Source organism: Microcystis aeruginosa NIES-2549, from assembly GCF_000981785.2.
Classification (GTDB): Bacteria; Cyanobacteriota; Cyanobacteriia; order Cyanobacteriales; family Microcystaceae; genus Microcystis; species Microcystis aeruginosa_C.
In genome coordinates this window covers 1,356,077-1,377,327 of record NZ_CP011304.1, presented here as the reverse complement: position 1 = coordinate 1,377,327, position 21,251 = coordinate 1,356,077, and the positions used below count along the sequence as shown (strand labels likewise).

General features: G+C 43.0%; 15 protein-coding genes and 2 pseudogenes. 8 read left to right on the top strand and 9 right to left on the bottom strand.

Annotated features, from left to right (window positions below):
* Positions 1-90 precede the first annotated feature (90 nt).
* Positions 91-1,995: a molecular chaperone DnaK gene (dnaK, locus tag myaer_RS06565; protein ID WP_046661488.1), complete on the top strand. Its 1,905-nt coding sequence runs from the start codon at positions 91-93 to the stop codon at positions 1,993-1,995.
* A 316-nt stretch (positions 1,996-2,311) separates the two neighbouring features.
* Here dnaK and myaer_RS06560 read toward each other — a convergent pair whose 3' ends face one another.
* Positions 2,312-2,932 (bottom strand): PEP-CTERM sorting domain-containing protein, encoded by a 621-nt coding sequence (locus myaer_RS06560; protein WP_046661487.1) that lies wholly within the window; start codon positions 2,930-2,932, stop codon positions 2,312-2,314.
* A 176-nt stretch (positions 2,933-3,108) separates the two neighbouring features.
* Here myaer_RS06560 and myaer_RS06555 point away from each other — a divergent pair, with 176 nt between their 5' ends.
* Positions 3,109-3,327: a type II toxin-antitoxin system HicB family antitoxin gene (locus tag myaer_RS06555; protein ID WP_046663624.1), complete on the top strand. Its 219-nt coding sequence runs from the start codon at positions 3,109-3,111 to the stop codon at positions 3,325-3,327.
* Positions 3,328-3,420: 93 nt separating this feature from the next.
* Here myaer_RS06555 and myaer_RS06550 read toward each other — a convergent pair whose 3' ends face one another.
* Positions 3,421-9,036: a beta strand repeat-containing protein gene (locus myaer_RS06550; protein WP_046661486.1), complete on the bottom strand. Its 5,616-nt coding sequence runs from the start codon at positions 9,034-9,036 to the stop codon at positions 3,421-3,423.
* A gap of 603 nt (positions 9,037-9,639) precedes the next feature.
* Between myaer_RS06550 and myaer_RS21310 the strand changes: the two genes are divergently transcribed.
* Complete coding sequence (locus myaer_RS21310; protein ID WP_158524793.1) at positions 9,640-9,786, top strand: hypothetical protein; 147 nt, start codon at positions 9,640-9,642, stop codon at positions 9,784-9,786.
* Here the strand turns inward: myaer_RS21310 and myaer_RS06545 are convergent.
* Positions 9,739-10,059 carry a PIN domain-containing protein gene (locus myaer_RS06545; protein WP_268807327.1) on the bottom strand — a complete coding sequence of 107 codons (321 nt, stop codon included), beginning with the start codon at positions 10,057-10,059 and terminating at the stop codon, positions 9,739-9,741. The two genes, myaer_RS21310 and myaer_RS06545, sit on opposite strands and share 48 nt — an antisense overlap.
* Positions 10,060-10,196: 137 nt before the next feature.
* Here myaer_RS06545 and myaer_RS06540 point away from each other — a divergent pair, with 137 nt between their 5' ends.
* The gene (locus myaer_RS06540; RefSeq protein ID WP_046660474.1) at positions 10,197-11,693 is read left to right on the top strand and encodes an IS5-like element ISMae6 family transposase; all 1,497 of its coding nucleotides are present in this window, start codon (positions 10,197-10,199) and stop codon (positions 11,691-11,693) included.
* Between the two features lie 148 nt (positions 11,694-11,841).
* Here myaer_RS06540 and myaer_RS06530 read toward each other — a convergent pair whose 3' ends face one another.
* Both myaer_RS06530 and myaer_RS06525 read right to left on the bottom strand, forming a co-directional pair.
* On the bottom strand, positions 11,842-11,979 hold the full coding sequence (locus myaer_RS06530; RefSeq protein WP_235614811.1) for a hypothetical protein: 138 nt from the start codon (positions 11,977-11,979) through the stop codon (positions 11,842-11,844).
* Positions 11,980-12,340: 361 nt separating this feature from the next.
* Positions 12,341-12,459: pseudogene (locus myaer_RS06525) on the bottom strand (IS200/IS605 family transposase); the annotation flags it as partial.
* A gap of 185 nt (positions 12,460-12,644) precedes the next feature.
* Here myaer_RS06525 and myaer_RS06520 point away from each other — a divergent pair.
* Positions 12,645-13,907 (top strand): esterase-like activity of phytase family protein, encoded by a 1,263-nt coding sequence (locus myaer_RS06520; RefSeq protein ID WP_046661483.1) that lies wholly within the window; start codon positions 12,645-12,647, stop codon positions 13,905-13,907.
* Between the two features lie 362 nt (positions 13,908-14,269).
* Here myaer_RS06520 and myaer_RS06510 read toward each other — a convergent pair whose 3' ends face one another.
* From myaer_RS06510 to myaer_RS06500, 3 genes and pseudogenes are all read right to left on the bottom strand, one after another.
* Entirely contained in the window at positions 14,270-15,232 is a 963-nt protein-coding gene (locus myaer_RS06510) for a protochlorophyllide reductase (RefSeq protein ID WP_046661482.1), read from the bottom strand.
* A gap of 232 nt (positions 15,233-15,464) precedes the next feature.
* Positions 15,465-16,467 (bottom strand): annotated as a pseudogene (locus tag myaer_RS06505) (CsgG/HfaB family protein).
* Between the two features lie 62 nt (positions 16,468-16,529).
* Complete coding sequence (locus tag myaer_RS06500; RefSeq protein ID WP_046661481.1) at positions 16,530-17,513, bottom strand: succinate dehydrogenase/fumarate reductase iron-sulfur subunit; 984 nt, start codon at positions 17,511-17,513, stop codon at positions 16,530-16,532.
* A gap of 532 nt (positions 17,514-18,045) precedes the next feature.
* On the opposite strand from myaer_RS06500, the gene myaer_RS06495 reads away from it, so the two are divergent.
* Entirely contained in the window at positions 18,046-18,432 is a 387-nt protein-coding gene (locus myaer_RS06495) for an AbrB family transcriptional regulator (protein ID WP_046661480.1), read from the top strand.
* Between the two features lie 343 nt (positions 18,433-18,775).
* Positions 18,776-19,570, top strand: a complete 795-nt coding sequence (locus myaer_RS06490) for a CPBP family intramembrane glutamic endopeptidase (RefSeq protein ID WP_046661479.1) — start codon at positions 18,776-18,778, stop codon at positions 19,568-19,570.
* Here myaer_RS06490 and myaer_RS06485 read toward each other — a convergent pair.
* Positions 19,553-20,350 carry a Tab2/Atab2 family RNA-binding protein gene (locus tag myaer_RS06485; protein ID WP_046661478.1) on the bottom strand — a complete coding sequence of 266 codons (798 nt, stop codon included), beginning with the start codon at positions 20,348-20,350 and terminating at the stop codon, positions 19,553-19,555. The genes myaer_RS06490 and myaer_RS06485 overlap by 18 nt on opposite strands.
* A gap of 150 nt (positions 20,351-20,500) precedes the next feature.
* On the opposite strand from myaer_RS06485, the gene rimM reads away from it, so the two are divergent.
* The gene (rimM, locus tag myaer_RS06480) at positions 20,501-21,079 is read left to right on the top strand and encodes a ribosome maturation factor RimM (RefSeq protein ID WP_046661477.1); all 579 of its coding nucleotides are present in this window, start codon (positions 20,501-20,503) and stop codon (positions 21,077-21,079) included.
* Positions 21,080-21,251: the final 172 nt, after the last annotated feature.

The window sequence follows — 21,251 nt, the reverse complement described above, 5'->3', positions numbered from 1 at the left end:
AGGAACTGATAAGGGTGGGTATCGCCTAAAAACCGAGTACAGTTCCGATTCTAGAAGTCACTATAGTTGTATCGGAGCAGCACAAAGATTATGGGAAAAGTAGTTGGAATTGACTTAGGGACGACTAACTCCTGCGTCGCGGTTATGGAAGGGGGTAAACCCACCGTTATCGCCAACGCCGAAGGATTTAGAACCACGCCCTCAGTCGTCGCCTACGCCAAAAATGGCGACCGCCTAGTAGGACAAATCGCCAAACGTCAAGCGGTAATGAACCCGCAAAATACCTTTTATTCCGTCAAACGCTTCATCGGCCGGAAATTCAACGAAGTTACCAACGAAGCCACAGAAGTATCCTACAAAACTCTCCAAGACGGCAACGGCAACGTTAAATTAGACTGTCCCGCCCAGGGCAAACAATTCGCCCCCGAAGAAATTTCCGCCCAGGTACTGCGGAAACTGGTGGAAGATGCCAGTAAATACCTCGGCGAAACCGTTACCCAAGCAGTCATCACCGTACCCGCTTATTTTAATGACTCCCAACGTCAAGCCACCAAAGATGCCGGGAGAATTGCTGGGGTTGAAGTTCTCCGCATTATCAACGAACCCACCGCCGCCTCTCTTGCCTACGGATTAGACAAAAAAGCTAACGAAACCATTCTCGTTTTTGACTTGGGTGGGGGAACCTTTGACGTATCGGTTCTAGAAGTGGGTGATGGTGTCTTTGAAGTTCTTGCTACCTCTGGAGATACTCATCTCGGTGGTGATGACTTCGATAAAAAAATCGTCGATTATCTAGCCGGAGAATTCAAAAAAGTTGAAGGAATAGATCTCCGTCAAGATAAACAGGCCCTGCAACGTCTCACAGAAGCGGCAGAAAAAGCCAAAATTGAACTTTCTAGCGTTACCCAAGCGGAAATTAACCTGCCCTTCATCACCGCTACCGCCGAAGGACCAAAACACCTAGATACCACTTTAACCAGAGCTAAATTTGAGGAAATTTGCGCCGATTTAATTGATCGCTGTCGGATTCCCGTCGAAAATGCCATCCGTGATGCCAAAATCAATAAATCTGCCCTCGATGAAGTGGTTCTCGTCGGTGGTTCAACCCGGATTCCCGCCGTTCAAGAATTAGTTAAAAAAGTTCTCGGCAAAGATCCTAACCAAAGCGTTAACCCCGATGAAGTGGTAGCCGTCGGTGCTGCCATTCAAGGTGGTGTTCTCGCCGGTGAAGTCAAAGATATTCTTCTGCTTGATGTTTCGCCCCTGTCTTTGGGTGTGGAAACCCTCGGCGGTGTGATGACGCGGATTATTACCCGCAACACCACTATCCCCACCAAAAAATCGGAAGTTTTCTCCACGGCAGTAGATGGACAAACTAACGTAGAAATCCACGTCCTGCAAGGGGAACGGGAAATGGCCAAAGATAACAAGAGTTTGGGAACTTTCCGACTCGATGGCATCCCTCCCGCGCCTCGTGGTGTGCCTCAAATCGAAGTGGTTTTTGACATCGATGCTAACGGTATTTTAAATGTCACCGCTAAGGATAAAGGTACAGGAAAAGAACAATCGATCAGCATCACCGGCGCTTCTACCCTGCCCCAAAATGAAGTGGAACGCATGGTTAATGAGGCAGAATCGAACGCCTCGGTCGATAAGGAACGTCGCGAACGCATTGAACGCAAAAATCAAGCTGATTCCCTGGTTTATCAAGCTGAGAAGCAGTTGGAAGAGTTAGGCGATAAGGTTCCCCCATCCGAGAAAAATAAAGCCCAAGGGTTGATTAAAGACCTGGAAGAAGCGATCGCTCAAGACGATGATGGTAAGATCAAAACCATCCTACCGGAATTACAACAAGTCCTCTACGCGATCGGCAGCAGTATGTATCAGCAAGGGTCCCCTAGCAATCCCCCCGGTGGCAATGATGACAATGGCCCCTCTGGTGGTGCTGGTGGCGGCGATGATGTCATCGATGCCGAATTCTCCGACGCTAAATAAAAATTAAGTTCCTAGCTTCGACAAGGACACAAGTTACCTTGTGTCCTTTTTCATGGCGGCTTTCTTACAGATAAGGTTGTTACTGAAAATGGCTCTTCTGAGTTTGGTATGCTTCTCGGCGGTTTATCAGGAGCCTAAGGGATTGAAACACCTTCCAGATAAGTCTTTCGTGTTTTTTTCCCGCTCTAAATTGAATTAATCCCTTGCCGGATAGGGTTTCCAGCTAAGTGTAACATCGATTTGCATAATGAACCAAGTTGACTAAACTACACACGGGGATGTAAACTCGATCGCTTACGTCCCCGAAAAACATCAATTAACCATCATTACTATTGTCTTGATTGCGCTTTTTAGACAGCAATACACCTAACCCTAATATTACTATTGCCAAAATTGTAGAAGGTTCGGGAATAGCTGTCGATGAACCCACTTGAACTATTTTTATAAACTGACTTTGATTGCCAGAATAACTGGCAACACTGCCATCGCTAAAACCAGTTTGAGATAAATCAATATTAAGTACCAGACTAGAATTACCATTGCCGATTACTTGGAAGTGCAATAAACTAAAAGTATCCAATTGATTAATTCCCAGAGGTGAACCAATGCCTGCTAAGGGGAAAGCACCGCCGCCTAAGTTAGTAATTGAACCATTGGTATTGTCTAAGATTCCCGTCCGTCCAAAGGGGAACCTAGAGGTAACAAGAGGACTATTGATATCTGAGGGAGTGAAAGGATTATCGATGTTTTGAATTGAGCGAGGATCGAAGGATAAATTAATGGCACTGCTAGTGATACCGACTGGATTAATATCACTATTTTCCATTAAAATTTCTACAAAAAATCTATCGCCTACACGGAGAGGACTATTAATAATAGTTCCCACTAGGCCACTATTATCAGTTTTGAGGTTGAATTGAGTAGTCAGACTAGACATAATGTAGTTCTCCTGAGTTAAAAAAGTTAGTGAGTTAAAACAAATGCTACAACCCGGCAAGGGAAGTCACACTAACTGGGTACATCATTTGTACTCTGGTAAAGTTACTGTTTCTGGAAAAGACAGTACCGATGCCAAACTGTATCAAGAAAAAGAAGTTAAGAGGAATCAATAAAATGGCACAAATTAAATATCGCATGGTGATTCAATGGTCTGATGAAGATAATTGTTTTTTGGTTGCATTGCCTGATTTTCCAGGGCAATATTGGCGTACTCATGGAGATACTTATGAGGAAGCTGTCGCTAATGGAAAAGAAGCTATAGAATCCCTAATGATTGCTTATCAAGCAGATAATGAACCCTTACCTGAACCTTTATTTTGTAGGATGGTTTAGGAAGTGCGCTAACCCATCAAACCTAATCAAAAGCCATCATAATTAATCTGAATTCTTGGGTTTCCTTGGGTCAACCCAACCTACAGAGTTAATCTAAATAACTAACCCAAATTCAGAATTTAAGGGAACCAATTCGGACAGATTAATTCTTCCATCTCCAGTAATATCAGCAGTAGGGTCATAGTTAGTTTGTCCACTGCTACTACCGAATAACCCCGGACGTTGTAAGGTGTTTAAGTCGGTTAAATTCACCCGTCCATCGTAGGAAATATCACTGTTAAAGGTTGATTTCCCTGTTAGTTGAATGTTCAAAGCGGAATTGTTTTGAGCATTACTGTTGATGACTAAACCGTTAGCCAAATTAAAGTTTTCTCGCGCTGCTTTGGGTGTATATGCTAAAGCAATACGTCGAGTTTGTCCGGGGTTTAGCAGTATGTCTCCATTGGCAAAATTGGCATCTGTGGTGACATTTTGTGCGTTGACAGTAATACCAGCAATGGCGAGTACATCGTTAGTTCCCACTGCGGTATTAGTAATATCAATGTATTGGGTTCGGTCAGCAAAATTGGGACGGACAAAGAGGCTATCGGTTGCACCTTGGCGGTATTGGGAGAGTTTTGTGCCGAAGGTGATGGCGTTTTTATCTACTACGATTGTCCCTTCATTAACGTTAGTAATATTAACGTTAAATGTCTTTTCCGTAGAGAGTTTATAACCATCGGTTGCTTTGACTCCCAATTGATAGGATATTACTCCACTTTCATAGTCAATGGTATTAGAACCTGCTTGAGTGAGGGTAATTTCTCCAGTGGTTGCATTGATAGCAAAAAGGTCATTTCCTGAGCCATCTTTAGGAGAGGTACTGAGGCTAAAGGTGGGAGTTTGTCCGTAATTATCATCGGTTGCTTCGACTAAGTTACCGGCTACTACTACTGTACCTGCTGCGTTTCTTTCGGCGAGGTTGACGTTGTTAATGCTACCGACGATGGGAGCATCATTGATAATGATATTACGGGTTAAGCTTAAAGTACCATTAGGATCAGCAAATGTGCCATCAGCAAAACCAATTTGGGAAGGATCAAAGGTGAGGTTTAAGTTGGAGTTGTCCCGTGTCCCGACTACATTAAATCGTAGCAGACTAAAGCGATTTAATTGATTGACCCCAATCGCTGAACCTTGACTTGCTTGAGGGACGGAACCGCCACTTAAGTTATCAATTAGTCCGTTAGTATTATCTAAAGTCCCGCCTCGGAATAGGGGGAAACTAGAAGTAACTAGGGGACTGTTGACATTGCCAATATCGGCGAAGTTATTGATATTTTGAGCAACATCAGCGGCGAAGCCAAAATCAAGGGAATTAATGATTAAACCGGCTGCATTGGTACGAATATCACCGACGAGGATTTCCGCAAAGAAGCTATTACCGAGAATGGGATTGTTCCCAGTAATTTCACTGCCAACTGTCCCGTTATTATCCTCATATAGTTTCAGTTGGAAGCTGAGAGGATTGACATTATTTAGGTTAACGGTAGCGATACCCGTATCGGTTAAAGCGCCGTCACTGGCTTGAATTGTCAGGTTAAAGGGGTTAGTTTGTGCGCTGACATCATTAGTATCGGTAACGGTAATTACCCCAGTGTTACTAATAGCAAAGGCTTTGATAGTGTCCCCATCAGTATCGGGATTTCCGGCGGTGATACTGTAGGTTAAGGGGTTATTGTCGGGGTCAGTGGCGTTAATTGTGCCGACGACTGTACCGTTAGGACTGGTTTTAGAAATGCTAAACACAGCATCATTAACCACTGGGGGACGGTTGACAGGACTGGTTAGGTTAACAACAATTGCACCGTTTCCTGTGGCGTTACCATCATTCGCGGTGACGGTTAAATTAAAGCTGTTATTTGTCCCAAAATCACCGGGGTCGGTAACGGTAATTACCCCTGAGTTGTTGATGGCAAAAGGACGAGTTCCGTCATTATCTGTGTCCGTATTACCATTAGTAATGCTAAATGTCAAGGGATTGTTTTCCGGGTCGCTGGCGGTGACAGTACCAACAGTTGCACCCACCGCACTGTTGTTAACAATAGAGAAGGTGGCGTTATTAACAGTAGGCGGACTATTTAAGTTAATAACTGCATTACCTGTTCCTGTCGCGCTACCATCACTAGCAGCAATGGTCAGATTAAAGCTTGTATTTGTGCCAAAATCACCAGGGTCAGTAACGGTAATTACTCCTGCGTTACTGATGGCAAAAGGACGAGTTCCGTCGTTATCTGTGTCAGTATTACCATTAGTAATAGTGACGGTGAAAGGGTTATTTTCGGGGTCACTAATGGGGACAGTACCAACGGTAGCACCCACTGCACTACTTTTAGCAATGGTAAAGGTTTTGTTAGTGATAACAGGAGGTTGATTGACGGGGGGTGTAAATTCATAAGCACCTATATCAACTGTAGTACCGTTAACGCGAGGATTATTCCCTAAGTCTTGGGAGAGGGGTTCGGTGGTGTTTCCGTCTTTGTCTAAGTCTCGACTGTCTGCGGGGAGGAAAGTATTGCTACCTGCATCAATCGCAGGGGAACCGCTTTTTAAGCGTAAGTCATCGAAGTTGGGATCAACAAATATTGCAGTTGCAGGAGTTGTTAAAGGATCAACGGTGACGTTTCCTGTTCCGGTATATCCTCCCTGTACGATACTATTGGTGATGGTAGGACTTCCGACAATAGCTGTTCCTCCATGTCCCCAAATGATGCTATTACGGAGAGTAGGAGCAGTTCCACTATTAAAGATGGCACTACCGCTACTGGACGCATTGCCATAAAAACTGGTATTAACTAAGGTATTAGCACCACTTCCATTAATCCAAATTGCTCCCCCTTGACTGATAGCATTATTACGGCTGAAGGTAACATTAGTTTGGGTAGAACTGCTACTTGTAGAATAAATTGCGCCACCGTTACTACTAGCAGCATTTTGACTAAAGCTAACATTGGTCAGATTGGAACTACTGCTACTGTTGTAAATCGCACCACCACTACTAGCACTATTTTGTTGGAAATTATTCTGAGTTAGATTAATGACACTGCTACTGCTACCATAGATAGCACCACCAAAACCATTGTTAGCACTATTCAAATTAAAGTTAGCGTTGGTTAGAGTAGCAGTGGTGTAATATGTGTTGTAAACTGCACCACCACTACCATTAACGCTACTGTTGTTGGTGAAGGTAATATCAGTCAAAGTTGGGCTACTATAGTAATTATAAATAGCACCACCATCGCTATTTGCGCTGTTCTGACTAAATGTAGTGCTATTGATAGTGGGATTACTACTCGTGTTGTAAATAGCACCTCCTTGATCACTTCCAGTTCCACCATTAGCTGGATCAGTGGTTGTATTCCCAGTAAAGGTTATATTGGTCATTCTGGGATTACTACTGGCGTTAAAGATTGCCCCACCTTGAAAACTAGCACTATTGTTAGTAAAAGTAACTCGTGTTAGATGAAAATTAGTCCCCCCTGCTGTATAGCTACTGTTGTTAGAAATAGCACCACCATTAGTAGCACTATTACTACCAAAAGTTACATCAGTTAGGATAGGACTGCTACTGGTATTGAAGATTGCACCCCCATTAGCCGAACTGTTTTGTTGAAAGCTAACTTGATTGAGGGTGGGATTACTGCTACTACCATTGTAAAGCGCTCCACCACCACCGCTAGATGCAGTTGTTCGGTTATTAGTGAAGGTGACATTATTGAGGGTAGGATTGCTACTGGTATTGAAAATTGCACCACCACTATTCGTGGCTGTATTGTTGGTAAAAGTAGCAGTATTGAGAGTGGGATTACTACTATTGTTGTAAATCGCACCACCTTGACTACTGGCATTATTGCTAGTAAATGTCGCATTTGTCAGGGTAGGATTACTGCTACCCGTGTTAAAAATACCTCCACCATTGGCAGCATTATTATTACGGAAAGTAACATTAGTTAAGGTAGGATTACTTGCACCTGTGTTAAATAATCCTCCGCCATTAGCAGAAGCATTATTATTATCAAAAATTAGGTTACTCAAAACCGGAGTACCATCATTGATAAAAATACCACCGCCATTATTTTGATCCGTTCCCGTACCATTGGCATTACCTGCTGCAATGGTAAACCCATCTAACACCGTTGTATTATTGGTAAAACTCGCAGTAACAACGTGATAAACATTATCCTGAGCATTCGTTGTTCCTCCAATATCGCCACTTAAAGTAGTGACATTATTGGTAACATTTCGCTGCTCTAAAGTCGTTTCAGTTCCAGCAAAACCCCCATAAACCTTAACTTGGTTTTTCAGGGTAAAAGTTGCTGTCCTGTCTGTGGTTGTCGTCGGTTTATAAGTACCCGCAGCCACCCAAATTTCATCCCCTAATAAGGGTGCAGCATTTAACGCTGCTTGTAAATCAGTAAACGCATTCGTCCAAGAAGTACCACTATTACCCCCTGTCGCTGCCGCGTTCACATAAATAATGCGCTTAGTCGCCGTTGGTGGCGTAGTTGCACCCTCAAACGCGCCAATATCCACACTAGAACCAGCAATACGGGGATTACGCGCCAAATCTAAAGGCGTAGCTTCTGTAGTATTGCCATCTGCATCAATATCTTGACGATCCGTTGGTAATGAGGCAGAATTACCTGTATCTATAGCTGGAGAACCTGCTAATAAGCGTAAATCATCCCCACTCGCGTTAACAAATTTGGGATCAACATCCGTACCATTAAAGACACCGCCCTTAATGATGCTATTGTTCGTATTAATCGTACCGCCATTGTTAAAAATTTCGGGTCCTGTACCACGTCGATCTTGGTTTCCGTAGATAATACTATTACTTAAACCAATGGTACTAGAATTATTAGAAATCGCGCCTCCTCGCGCCGCCACATTCCCACTAAAATCAGTATTAGTGAAATTAGGAAGACTTGAGATATTGTAAACTGCACCCCCATCGGCTGTAGTCGCTGTATTTCGGGTAAAAACAGCATTAGTCACCGTAGGACTACTACTACTAGCATTGTAAAGCGCACCACCGTTATTAACCGCCGTATTCAGTCGAAAAGTGGCATTAGTAATGAAGGGACTACTCAAACGATTATAAATCGCCGCTCCATCCGTAGCAGTATTAAATTCAAACCGTACATCCGACAGAAAAGGATTGCTTCCCTGCTCGTTGTATAATCCACCTCCAGAAGTAGCATTATTATCAATAAAAACTGTATTTCTGACGGTAGGACTGCCATTATTGACGTACATTCCGCCACCAGTACCCTGATTTCCCGTCGTACCGTTCGCATTCCCTTTCGTAATCGTAAAACCGTCGAGAATCGCTGTATTATTCGTACTACTTCCTGTAACAACATGATAAGAATTATCCGCAATCCCCGCTACACCAATTTCACCGCTTAAAATGGTGACATTAGTGGTAATATTACGCTGATTTACTGCGGTTTCTGTTCCGGCGAATCCGCCATAAATCCCGACATTATTTTTTAGGGTAAAACTCGCGGTTCTGTCAGTCCCCGTCGTGGGTTTATAAGTACCCGCAGACACCCAAATCTCATCGCCAGCTTGTGCCGCAGTTATGGCACTTGCTAAACCGCCATAAGCATTATTCCACGCTGAACCATTACCAGTAGAACCGGATTTAACGTAGATGATAGCCATGATATACCTCGTGTGAAAAAGATGGTACAGAGTCAATAGGGAATCCACCCGAACCTTAGTTCGAGTTAGATAAAGTTGATAAGTAAGCGAATAGTGGAGAAAACTGCCTTTAAAGACACCAAAACCATTAATCAAGCTTGGATGTCAGAAAATTTAGCACTGGTTAGGGATAATGCTTAGATTGTAGAGGCGAATAGTTATAAGCCTAGTTTATTTTTTTTTTTTTCATTCATCAGCAGAGCTTATTAAATAAATCGAGCAGAGAGAAAATATCTGGTATAATGGCACTCCTGCAAGGATTTACCTAGGGATAAGCCGATTTATGTTGCTAAGGTTATATTTTGATCAACTTTTGTCAAGTCAGTTAGGGTAGGGAGATGACTACAGCCTTGTCATCGGAGTCAGCCATGGCAATTTGGCCGCTATTATTGATGGTAAAGGCGGAGATAAGTACCTGAGCAAAATTAATTACACGTTTCGACAAAGCTTTTGCCTCTTGCCTCTTGCCTCTTGCCTATCTTCACTAGGAAATTTATTTTGCATGACTACTTACCATCGCCATCGAGGTTAGGATTACCCGCGGTGATATTGTAGGTTAAGGGGTTGTTATCGGCATCAGTGGCGTTAATTGTGCCGACGACTGTACCGTTAGGACTGGTTTTAGAAATGTTAAAGACAGCATCATTAACCAGTAAAATAATTTTATTGCTTAAAGGGATTAATAATAGTGAATTTTTTATTAATAATTAAACCATCTTGCATATCTTCTGAATACAAAATATTTGCATCATAAAATAAAGCGCAAGCAATCACTAAACTATCCCAAAATGATAGATGGTATTGAATTATCAGATTAGATGCAGATTCAAAAATATCAAGATTAAATGAGATAACTTGATATTTGCTATAAAAGGAAACAATTAATTTAAACAGTTGTTTTTCATCAAGCTTATGCTTTTTAAGTAAATTACAAGAAACCTCATTAATTATTTGGGTACTGATAATGATGGACTTTTCTTTAATTAGGGTTTGCTGAATAATGGTAAAAACCTTACAGGAAAGGGCTTTTAGCTTGATTGAGAGCTTCCCAAATGCACTTAAATCTGCTAGAATCTCTTAAAACCCTTGCATCACCCTTGCATCTTCTCTAATTAGTGCTAATGTACCGTAAAAGCGAGTTACCCTCAACCCCACCAGAAAACTTCGAGCTGCCCTTTGAGGGGAAATTATCCCAAGACAATCGTTGGGTAATTATGGCCAACCTCATTCCCTGGTCAGAATTTGAAGCGGAATACGCATCACTTTTTTCAGAAGAAATGGGCACACCCGCCAAAACATTCAGGACAGCACTCGGAGCATTAATTATTAAAGAAAAATTAGGAACAAGCGATAGAGAAACGGTAGAACAAATCAAAGAAAATCCTTATTTACAATACTTCTTGGGGTTTTCATCCTACAGCAATGAACCCCGGTTTGAAGCGTCAATGTTGGTTCACTTTCGAGAAAGAATCACTCTGGAACTAATTAATAAAGTGAATCGCTTTATGGTCAAAAATTCGAGAGAAATAAAAGAAGAAGAAAACACCGAAAAAAAGTTAGAGAGCGAAACCCAAAGTCAACCAGAAAATCGAGGTAAATTAATTTTAGATGCCAGTTGTGCGCCCGCAGATATTAGTTATCCTACGGATTTAAACCTGTTAAATCAAGGAAGAAAACAAACCGAAAAAATTATTGATATTCTCTATGAAACTTTAAAAGGAAAACTTGTTCAAAAACCGAGAACCTATCGTCTTCTAGCCAGAAAAAGTTATTTAGAAGTAGCGAAAAAAAGAAAACCTACCGTCAAACAAAGACGAAAAGCTCTGAAAAGACAACTGCAATATCTGAAAAGAAATCTCGACCATATTGAACAACTTTTAGCAGAAGGAGCCTCTCTACAAAGCTTGAAAAAAAGAGACTATAAACTGTTGTTAGTAGTCACAGAAGTTTATCGTCAACAACTCTGGATGTACCAAAATAACAAACAGAGTATTGAAGACAGAATTGTCAGCTTAACTCAACCCCACATCCGTCCGATAGTCAGAGGAAAAGCTGGAAAACCCGTAGAATTTGGGGCTAAATTCTCAGCAAGCTGTATAGATGGTTACATATTTTTAGACCGAATTAGTTGGGATAACTTTAATGAATCAGGAGATTTAAAAGCACAAATAGAAGCTTATTATGACTATACAGGATACTATCCAGAATCAGTTCATGTGGACAAAATTTATCGAACCAGAGAAAACCGAGCTTGGTGTAAAGAAAGGGGAATCAGAATCAGTGGTCCCCCATTAGGAAGACCAGCCAAAAATGTTAGTAAAGAACAAAAGAAACAAGCTACCGATGATGAGAGGATTCGGAATTGTATAGAGGGCAAATTTGGACAGGGGAAAAGAAGATTTAGCTTAGGTAAAGTGATGGCTAAACTTCCTCATACTTCCTTTTCAGCGATTGCTATTACTTTTTTAGTCATGAATCTTTCTAACCTGTTGAGGCAGGTTTTTTGGGCTTTTTTATGTCTGAAATGGAAAAACAGCACTTTTTCTCGGTCAATGATTAGGATAAGTTATAACTTAAAAATTAATCAACAACTAAAGCTTATGCTTGTAGCTAAGTGAAATCATTGATTAAGAGACCTGTACTTTTCAATGACTTTTTCAGCAAACCCTAATTAATTGTTTTGCCAATATTCTTTTACTTTCTTCTTTTTTATCAGTGGAAAAAGCATAAAGCTAAATATTAGACTCAACAAAACAAATATGACTTTTAAGTTCTGTCATAAATTTCTTCTCGTTTCATAAATTCTAAATTATCAACCTCTATAGGATTTGACAACAGGTATTCAATCATATCAATTTCAGTTTCACTTTTATTGAGTTGATTTTGAGCTTTAAATGCGGCCATAAGTACCTGTATCTGCTGAATTTGTTCAGGTTTAAGTCCAGTTACATTAATATTTTTAATTATGGCTACATTGGAATGATTTTTACTTTAATTATACTAATTACACGCTCTCAGAATAATGATCTTCCTTTTTTAGGTCTTTGACTAAAATTATCGGTGTTTATGAAGAGTTATTATAGCCTAGCCTTTGAATTATAACAAAGAGACATAAACCCCGTGCTTGTCCCCCTCTCAGTATACTGATAGTTTATTTAACAAAATAGTCCTCAAAGTTTTTCCCAGTAAACATTTCACGATTTCATGAGCAAAAATTATCACACAAAGTCGAGAACAGCCCAATTTCTACAAACTTGATCTCCTATCGTTTTTCCATCTTCAGACAGACTTCTTTCAACAAGCTATCTACCTGTTTGTCGAAAACGGCTTTACGATATATAGCAAAACACTTACATTATGGCTCTTATGGATGTATTCACTCATTTTTCTATTATACCCTGCGAGCGGCGGGGAATTAGACCCGAAGAGATTAAAGCATATCTAAAGAGTTTTGGGTTAAAAGTTAAACTTCAGGCTTTCATTTAGCGCAAATGTACTAAATAACTAATTTTCCCAAAAAAATTAGTTAACACACGATTGTAACATATAATTAATTTGCAAGAGTTCTAATGTTTTTTTGGATAGAAATCATGAAATCCCCCTCTCGTTTTTTCATCGGGATCGCCGGAAGCATAACGGTCGGTTTCCTTGCTACCTCGTCGGTTCAAGCTTCGCCTTTAAATTTACAATTTCTCGGTCAATCGATTGTTCCCACGGGGTTGATTCCCTCAGGCCCAGCGGGAACCGTGAACGGTGTCTCCGTTCCGGTCGGGGGATTATCGGGCATTACCTACGATCCGGCGGGTAATAACTTTTACATCATCTCGGACGATCGCTCTCAGAACGGCCCGGCGCGTTTCTACACCGCAACGATCAATCCGACGCTATTTAATGTTAATGGGACGAATAGCGGCGTTACCTTTACCGGTGTTACCCCACTGTTACAGACTAACGGGCAAACTTTCCCCGCGCTGAGTCTCGATCCAGAAGGGATCGCGCTCGTGGGTTCTAATCTGTATATTTCCTCCGAAGGGGAGGTCTCTAACAATCAGATTCTCGATCCCTTTGTCAATCGATTCGCGCTGGCCAACGGTCAACAGAACGATACTTTACCGATTCCAAACCAGTTTATCCCCGCGCCGAACCCGATTCCCACCACAAGCGGGGTTCGCAATAATCTGGCTCTAGAAAGTCTGACCACCACCCCAGATCAGCGATTCCTGTTCACGGCCTCCGAGAACGCGCTTGTGCAGGATGGGCCGGCTGCGACGCCAACGAACGGTTCTCCCTCACGGATATTGCAGTACGATCTCGCTAATGGACAGCCGATCGCTCAATTCCTCTACAATACCGATCCAATCGCCCTTCCCCCGACTATTCCAAGCCTTTTCGATGTCAACGGACTCGTCGATTTACTGGCACTTGATAATAGTGGCAAACGCTTTCTCTCCCTAGAACGTTCTTTCTCCATAACACCGGGGAATACGGGCTATACTGTGAAAATCTACGAGGTTTCCCTGGAGGGGGCCACCGATATTAGTGCCTTTCCCAGTATTAATGGGGTTTCGGGTATCGTGGCCGCCCAGAAAACCCTATTATTCGATCTGACCTCGTTAAATATCCCCATCGATAACGTGGAGGGGATTACCTTCGGCCCCGATTTACCGAACGGCAAGCGATCAATAATTCTCGTCAGCGACAATAACTTTACCCAGCTCCAATTTACTCAATTTCTCGCCTTTAGCGTGGAAACTGTACCCGAACCCTCAACCCTCGCAGGATTGCTGGTGATCGGTTGCGGTGTCATTCTAGTCAAAAAACGGGAAAGCTAAACAAAATCTGGCAACAGCATAGAGATCAGGCTATCTTTACGGTTGCCGAGCGTTTCGTCAATTGGACAATGGCTCTTCTAGGTTCTGTGTGATAAGTTTAACTTACAATATGATCGATCAATCTTTGTGTTCTTTCTGTCTTTGTGGTTCGTCTAGCCCCTCGCTAGGAGGAATGTATCTTAGAATACATTTTACCCACCAAATCCAAGAGAGCCTAATACCAAATCGGTTTTTAATAATATCATTAACTGCCAATCAAACTTTAAAAACCCAGTTATGGACTGTTGCTCCCTGTCCCGGCGCTCCCCGCTTCGGTAGGACACAAGTTACCTTGTGTCCCTTTTCAGTCTCAAAATCGGAAATTAGGCTAATCCGACTAATTTAGCGCTGTATTCCCACATTTTTGCGCCTCTTTCATCGTCGCGAGCTTGAGGAGAAACCCTTTGAACAAAGGATTTACCCTCTTTTTTCTGACGGTTACCCCAACTCCAGTAAGCACCGGATTGACGGTATTCGGGGTCAGCAACCACCATAGCGACTCTTTCCCCAGCTAATTCTTGGGAAACATAGCCACCGGTGATATTTTTCTGGAACCAGGGGAAAAACTGCTGGAAAAAGGGGTAATGATTGCGGAAAAGCGGTGTGTCGGCCACACAACCCGGATAGAGGGAAGTAAAAGTGATTCCGGTGGATTCGTGATAACGTTTGTGCAGTTCCCGCATGGTGAGAACATTACACACCTTACTATCTTTGTAGGCTTTGACCGATTCAAATTTTTTGCCGTCGGCCATAGTAATCGGCTCTTTGAAACCCTTGGCAAACCCTTCTAAATCGCCCAAATCAGGACGAGGAGGAATTTTACCACCTAATTCATCGGGATTATGGGTGACAGTGCCGAGAATGACTAAACGGCGGTCGGGAGAGAGAGAATTTTTTAGATCTTCCAAGAGCAAATTCGACAGCAGGAAATGACCTAAATGATTGGTGGCCATGCTCAATTCATAACCGTCGGGACTTCTTAAGGGTTCTTTGAGCAAAGGCAGATAGATAGCGGCATTACAGACTAAAGCGGTTAGAGATCTGCCCAAGGCCCGGAAATTTTTAACGAAGCGCCGGACGCTATCGAGGGAACCGAGGTCGATAAATTCAATACAGTAGTTATCCCGGGGAATGTTTAATTCCTTGGCCGCCTGTTCCATTTTCGGGATATCCCGACAGGCCATAACCACAAACCAACCTCTTTGAGCAAGGGATTTAGCGGCGTAGAGACCGACTCCAGAAGTTGTCCCAGTAATGATCACCGTGGGTTTTTGATCTTGTACCATTTTTTGATAGTTTTTGTTAATCGCTCTGGTCTAGGGAATATGCAAGGGATTCCGATTATAAATTCTATCGGTTGTCTTACCTGACCCCAGGCTTCGCTTTACATAACTTCAAATTTTCGTGAGTGTTCACTTATCAGTTATCAGTGATCAGTTATCAGTTATCAGATTTGAGTTTTAAGTTTACCGATCTCCCCGCTCCCCACACCCCACACCCCGCTCCCCACTTCCCCAATTAACGAATCGGTTTAGCTAAATCTCCGATTTTAAAACCATTACCGGTAATGATGCGACCGACGCTAGATTGACCATCAGCTTCGACAATTTCGAGAGTGCCAATCGGTTGAGTAATCTGACGGATAACCTTACCCGTTTGCGGATCCTTGACCGTTTGAGTCGTCCGTTCAATGGAAATGCGTAAACCAACACGATAACCCTCTCCCGTGCCTTTATTGAGAATTACCTGATTTCCGGCCACGGCAGCCACTAAAGCGGTGACAGTCGGGAGCGAGCGCGGTGTAGCGGCGATTTGGTCGGCTTTATCATTGAGATTACCCACCACCTGCGCTACTGCCTTATCGGTGGCAATACTGAGTAATTTCCCTTCGTTGGAGGTTTGGGAACCACCCCCAACCCCTAAAACCACGGTTGAACCATCGGATTGATTGGCAGTACCATCTCCCTGAGCGGTGGTAATAATTTCGGCCGTGGTGGTATTAATTGCCCGGACATTTAACTTGACAAAAGCATCGGTTTCTGTCTTAGCGGTGCTAAAAATAATAAACGAGCCACCGGATTGTTTTTTTTTGTAAATCGAATTGGGTAATCGAACCGATAATCACCACATCTACCCCCAAAATTTGCCCGATTTGAGCGGCGGTAGCGGCATCTACCCGTCCCGAAGCCCCCAAATTCTGTTCTCTGAGGACAGCATCAATGCGACTGCGCTCAATGACTGTATAGCGACCACTTTCTACCAATTTATTGACGAGAATATCACTGACACCACTGGCTCCACCATTGAGAAATGTTAACCATTGGGGATTACTAAGACCGCTATAATCGAAGTCTAAAACCGCTACTCGCACCTTTTCGCTTTTTTGGGCTAAGAGTAATGGTAAATTGTTAGAGATAGCTTGGGAGAAAGCCGGTGCGTTGAGGCTAAAACCCAAACTAGAAGCGACTCCCACAAGGGTAATCAGGGCAGAAAAACCACGGATACTATCTCGATCGAACATGATAAGGGGTTCTCCAGTCAAATAGAATATAGATCATAATTATCTCAGAATTACTCTAACTATCAAGAGCGAGAATTTTGAATGGCAGTAATTAAACCTCTTACTTCCTCGGTTCCCTCGGAAGCTTCAAAGGAAGTGGGAAATTTACCCTTAGCAATCATCCGCAATCCCAGGGGGGCAATACTTAATAAACCCTGTAAATCGCGCCAATAATTGCCCAGCACATAGAGGCCGAATTGGCGTTCATCCACCCATCCCCCTGCTTTGACTAATTCCACTAAAACTTTTCGGTGACGAATGGGACGACTACTATCGGCCGACTTGCGAGCGAGTATTTCCTGTTTAATTTTACCGATCTGATCCATGGGGTCCACTTCCATGGGACAAACCGCATTACAGAAATAGCAACGGGTACACCCCCAAACCCCTGCGGTGCCTTGGTTATAAAGTTCTAGACGACCTTCTTGATTACCATCGCGAGAATCTGCTAGGGTGCGCTGCGCTTTTGCCAAAGCGTGGGGCCCGACAAAATCGGGATTGACTTGCTTGGCGTTACATTCCGAATAACAGGCCCCGCACATAATGCAGTTACCCATCTGATTGAGATTGGCTCTTTCTTCTGGAGTTTGCAGAAATTCTCGTTCGGGAATGGTGCGCGCTTGACTACTAATATAAGGTTCAACCCTTTCTAAATCGTCCCAAAACGGTTGCATATTGACGATTAAATCCCGGATAATTGGTAAATTGCCTAGGGGTGCGATCGTGATTTCGGGAATTTCTCCGGCATCTTTTTGGCTACAATGGTTTAATTCACTGGCGATATTTTGTTGACAAGCCAAGGCCGAACGACCGTTAATTTTCATAGCACAGCTGCCACAAATTGTATTGCGGCAATTTTTACGAAAGGCCAAAGTTCCATCAAGTTCCCATTTGATGCGATTAAGGCAGTCGAGAATTGTATTTCCCGCCTCCACCTCTAGGGTAAAATTTTCTAGGTAGGGGCTGTCGTTGGGTCGTTGACGCAGAATTTTAAAAGAAATTTCCATACTCGGCACGGGGGTGAGGGACTCCTAATACTCAGGATAATCGATGTTAACGGGCCAAAGGGGAGCTAGTAATGGTAATTAATCCTTAAGATTTTCCCCAGTCGGTTTAGCCAAGGGGTGAGTATCTAGACCTAATCATAGATGGGCAAGTCGATCGAAAACAGTTTAATCACCCCGGATTTACTGCTCTGGGTCATTAGTTTTTTGCCAACTCCAACCACAAGTATAGTTTCTCAATTCCTTGCTGGGTATAGCTTGATCCGTTTTATGTCCTTACTTTCTCCCCCCTGTTTTCTTCGCACCCGACCAAAAATTGCGAGAGTCTTAACCAAAAATTTCCTCTCCCCCACAAGGTTTACACTTACTACCTAGTCTGGGGTCTTCTTAGCACGATTGTCATCATCGAACCATCAGTTTTAAAAAATTTATTATTCCCCTCTAGACATTTTTGGCAAGATTTTTGGTATGATCAATTTGTCAGTGTAAACTTAATTGACAGTCAGTCAAAAATCAAGGGACATTTAAAAGTACCATGAGTGATATCTCTCCTACTCCCCTAACCGGGAAAGCTCTACTACAAAAAGTCAAAGAGTTGGCCCACTTACCCCGTCGCGAAACGGCAAAACGTTGTGGTTACTACTCCCAAAGTAAAGATGGCCAAGTTCGGGTTAATTTAACCGACTTTTACGATGCTGTTTTGGGTGCAAAAGGCGTTCCTCTCGATCCCGAAGGCACTAAAGATGGCCGCGGCCGCGAACCCACTTTCCGGGTTAGTGTCCATAAAAATGGTCAAATCGTCATCGGTTCCACCTATACCGAACAAATGAACTTGCAGCCCGGGGATGAATTTGAAATCAAACTTGGCTACAAGCACATCCACCTCAAACAAACGGAATCAGAAGAACCAGTAGAAGCTTAAATAGGTTACGGAGTAGGGATAAGGATAAAAAAAATCGGCAGTCAAAAGGGCTAGTTTTGACAAGACCGACCAAAAAGACAATATAGATTCTTATCCCCAATTCTAACCCCTGACCGCCTCTTTCATCAACTTGAGGGGTTTTATTCAAGCACTTTTTCTTCTTTTTCGCAACCCCCTAAGGATAGATTTTTGTTGGAGCTAGGCTTTACCAGAGCAAAGTTCCACTGTTATTCTGTCCCTAGAGGGTTTGTTGTTTTAGCCATCAGGAGACAGGAGACTCCGAGACAGGAGATTATTTTTATTTATTCTTCCCACACCCCACTTCCATAACACCTAATTGACAATGGAGATTACCGCCTTAATAAAAATTATTATTTTCCTGTTAGCCTGGTTAATTCTCTGGCTGCCCATTGCCATTGGTTTAGGGAGTCGTTTGGGATGGCAACCGCTGCAAGGGACAAAACCTGACCAAAAATTGCCCTTGGTGGCCTCTCTTTACGCCTTGGCTCCCTTAGTTATCTGGGGATTATTCAAGATAGAGGGGAGCAGCCTCGATAATTACGGATTAATTTGGTCATTTTCCCTATTTATCTCCCTAACTAAAGGATTAATCTTGGCAGTGGTGGGATTAGGGATAATTTTTTTTCTAGAGGGGATTTTGACCTGGGTACATTGGCAGCCCAAAAATCTAACTCGTGCTTTTTCCTTGAGTTTACCCCTGTTGATAGTGGCCCTCTGGGTGGGTATTACCGAGGAATTAATCTTTCGGGGCATCTTTTTGAGCCAATTAAGCCAAGAATACGGTTTTGGGGTGGCGGGAGCCATTTCTAGCCTAATTTTTGCCCTGCTGCACCTGCTTTGGGAACGTCAGCAAACGCTGCCGCAACTACCCGGTTTATTTCTGATGGGCATGGTTCTGGTCTGGGCGCGGGCGATCGATCATGGTAGTTTAGGATTAGCTTGGGGACTTCATAGCGGTTGGGTATGGGGATTGGCCTTGCTAGACAGTGCCGAATTGATGTCTTACAGCGATTCTGGGTTAGTTTGGGTTAAAGGTATCTATAACCAACCTTTAGCGGGTTTAGCCGGCATTCTCTGCCTCTTGGGGACAGCTTGGGGGTTAAACTTGCTTCAGTAGCCAAAAGCCGGTAAAAGTGCGACCGGAATCATCCGGTTGTATGAGGAGAAAGTGCAAACCTTGGCTTTCCTCTTTGGTTGCCTGATAAGCATTGGCTGCCTGGGCCACTTCTTCATCCTCATAGGTGAGAAAAATCCAACGCTCATTTAGGCCCGATTCCAAGACTAAACCGCCCGATCGCCCCCTTTCTGTGGGAATATGATCGATAAATACTGGGTTAATTTCCCCTAGCCAACGAGCGATGGCAAGAGATTTTTTACCACCGGTAATAACCAGACCGGGGATCATTAAAGTGGAGGCTAAACCTAATTTTAAAGGAGAAAAGGCCTCTGGTAGGGAAAGAATCGGTATTCGGCGATCGCCAAAAAAATTAACTAAATCAACGGCGGGAAAACGAGCAAAACGCCACTCTTGACCTAAAAATTGCTCCGGTAGGGGTTGCGGTGGAGGAGAGTCGATATTGATGGGGATTTGGCGTAATTCTAGCTGTTTTTTCAGGGCATTAACGTGACGGGTTAACTCGATTTTGATCTGTAAATTTTGACCAGCGAGGAGAAATAAATTGGCGCATTGGGGGCGAAAAACTTGGATAATTTCTGGGGAGGAGACTTGACAAGCTTGCTGTAACTGTTGGGTTAACCAGTCACTATTAGCTTGGGATTGGGGACAGGAATTTTCATAAATAAGATGACCGAGAGGATCGAAAATTAACAATTGCCAGACTGTGCCAAGAGGGGAAGAAGATGAAGATTTATAAAAATCCGCTTGCCAAATAGTCATAATTCAGTAAAAAGTCACCAGTAAAAAGTCAAAAAATGGTCAGGAGTAGAGGTCAACTAAAAATTTTACCTTACCAAGACTTTTAAAATCTAGGAGCGAGACAAAAAAGGCTATATACTAGGGAAAGCTATAGCAAAAAATGTCGAGACAATGGAAGAAAATTGGCTAGAAATTGGGACAATAGTAGCACCCCAGGGACTGGAGGGAGAATTGCGAGTTTTATCGGTATCAGATTTTCCCGAACGTTTTGAGAAGCGAGGTATTAGGGGAATACAAGGGGCCCAGGGGGGAGAAATCCGAGAAATTACTCTGCTCAGGGGACGTGAGCTACCGGGAAAAAATGTTTATGTTATCAAGTTAGAGGGGGTTGAAAATCGGGAACAAGCTGAAGCTTTGCGCGGATATAAATTATGGGCGAATAAACTAGAAAAACCTCGCCTAAAAGCGGATGAATATCATGTTAGCGAGCTAGTAAACTTAGAGGTTTATCATCACCTGACAGGAGAAAAAATCGGGGTTGTGGTGGATATTTTGTGGGCGGGTAATGACATTTTAGCAGTGCAACTAGAAGCAAATCTCGCCCCCCTCAAGAAAAAAAGTTCATCCTCCGACTCAGGGGCCCGGGCCCTGGTCCCCTTCGTCAAAGAAATTGTGCCACTGGTGGATCTGAAAGCGGCACGCATCGAGATTACGCCACCACCGGGGTTATTAGAGATCAATTTATCCTAGGCTTATTCTTGATGGCGGATTGGGACGGTGAGGAAGTTTCAGGACAACTACAACAAAACCAAGGAGTCAGCTGCCTGCAAAGATAAGGTAACACTGGAACAGTAAGGATTAGCTGCTTTTTTAGCTAACTTAACAATACCTAGTTATCCCTAGGGACTGCTAACCAACCGCG

Bases quoted from the DNA above. Each gene is read 5' to 3' on its own strand.
- dnaK (WP_046661488.1), top strand. From the start codon at position 91: ATGGGAAAAGTAGTTGGAATTGACTTAGGGACGACTAACTCCTGCGTC.
- myaer_RS06560 (WP_046661487.1), bottom strand. From the start codon at position 2,932: ATGTCTAGTCTGACTACTCAATTCAACCTCAAAACTGATAATAGTGGC.
- myaer_RS06555 (WP_046663624.1), top strand. From the start codon at position 3,109: ATGGCACAAATTAAATATCGCATGGTGATTCAATGGTCTGATGAAGAT.
- myaer_RS06550 (WP_046661486.1), bottom strand. From the start codon at position 9,036: ATGGCTATCATCTACGTTAAATCCGGTTCTACTGGTAATGGTTCAGCG.
- myaer_RS06540 (WP_046660474.1), top strand. From the start codon at position 10,197: ATGTACCGTAAAAGCGAGTTACCCTCAACCCCACCAGAAAACTTCGAG.
- myaer_RS06530 (WP_235614811.1), bottom strand. From the start codon at position 11,979: ATGGCCGCATTTAAAGCTCAAAATCAACTCAATAAAAGTGAAACTGAA.
- myaer_RS06520 (WP_046661483.1), top strand. From the start codon at position 12,645: ATGTTTTTTTGGATAGAAATCATGAAATCCCCCTCTCGTTTTTTCATC.
- myaer_RS06510 (WP_046661482.1), bottom strand. From the start codon at position 15,232: ATGGTACAAGATCAAAAACCCACGGTGATCATTACTGGGACAACTTCT.
- myaer_RS06500 (WP_046661481.1), bottom strand. From the start codon at position 17,513: ATGGAAATTTCTTTTAAAATTCTGCGTCAACGACCCAACGACAGCCCC.
- myaer_RS06495 (WP_046661480.1), top strand. From the start codon at position 18,046: ATGAGTGATATCTCTCCTACTCCCCTAACCGGGAAAGCTCTACTACAA.
- myaer_RS06490 (WP_046661479.1), top strand. From the start codon at position 18,776: ATGGAGATTACCGCCTTAATAAAAATTATTATTTTCCTGTTAGCCTGG.
- myaer_RS06485 (WP_046661478.1), bottom strand. From the start codon at position 20,350: ATGACTATTTGGCAAGCGGATTTTTATAAATCTTCATCTTCTTCCCCT.
- rimM (WP_046661477.1), top strand. From the start codon at position 20,501: ATGGAAGAAAATTGGCTAGAAATTGGGACAATAGTAGCACCCCAGGGA.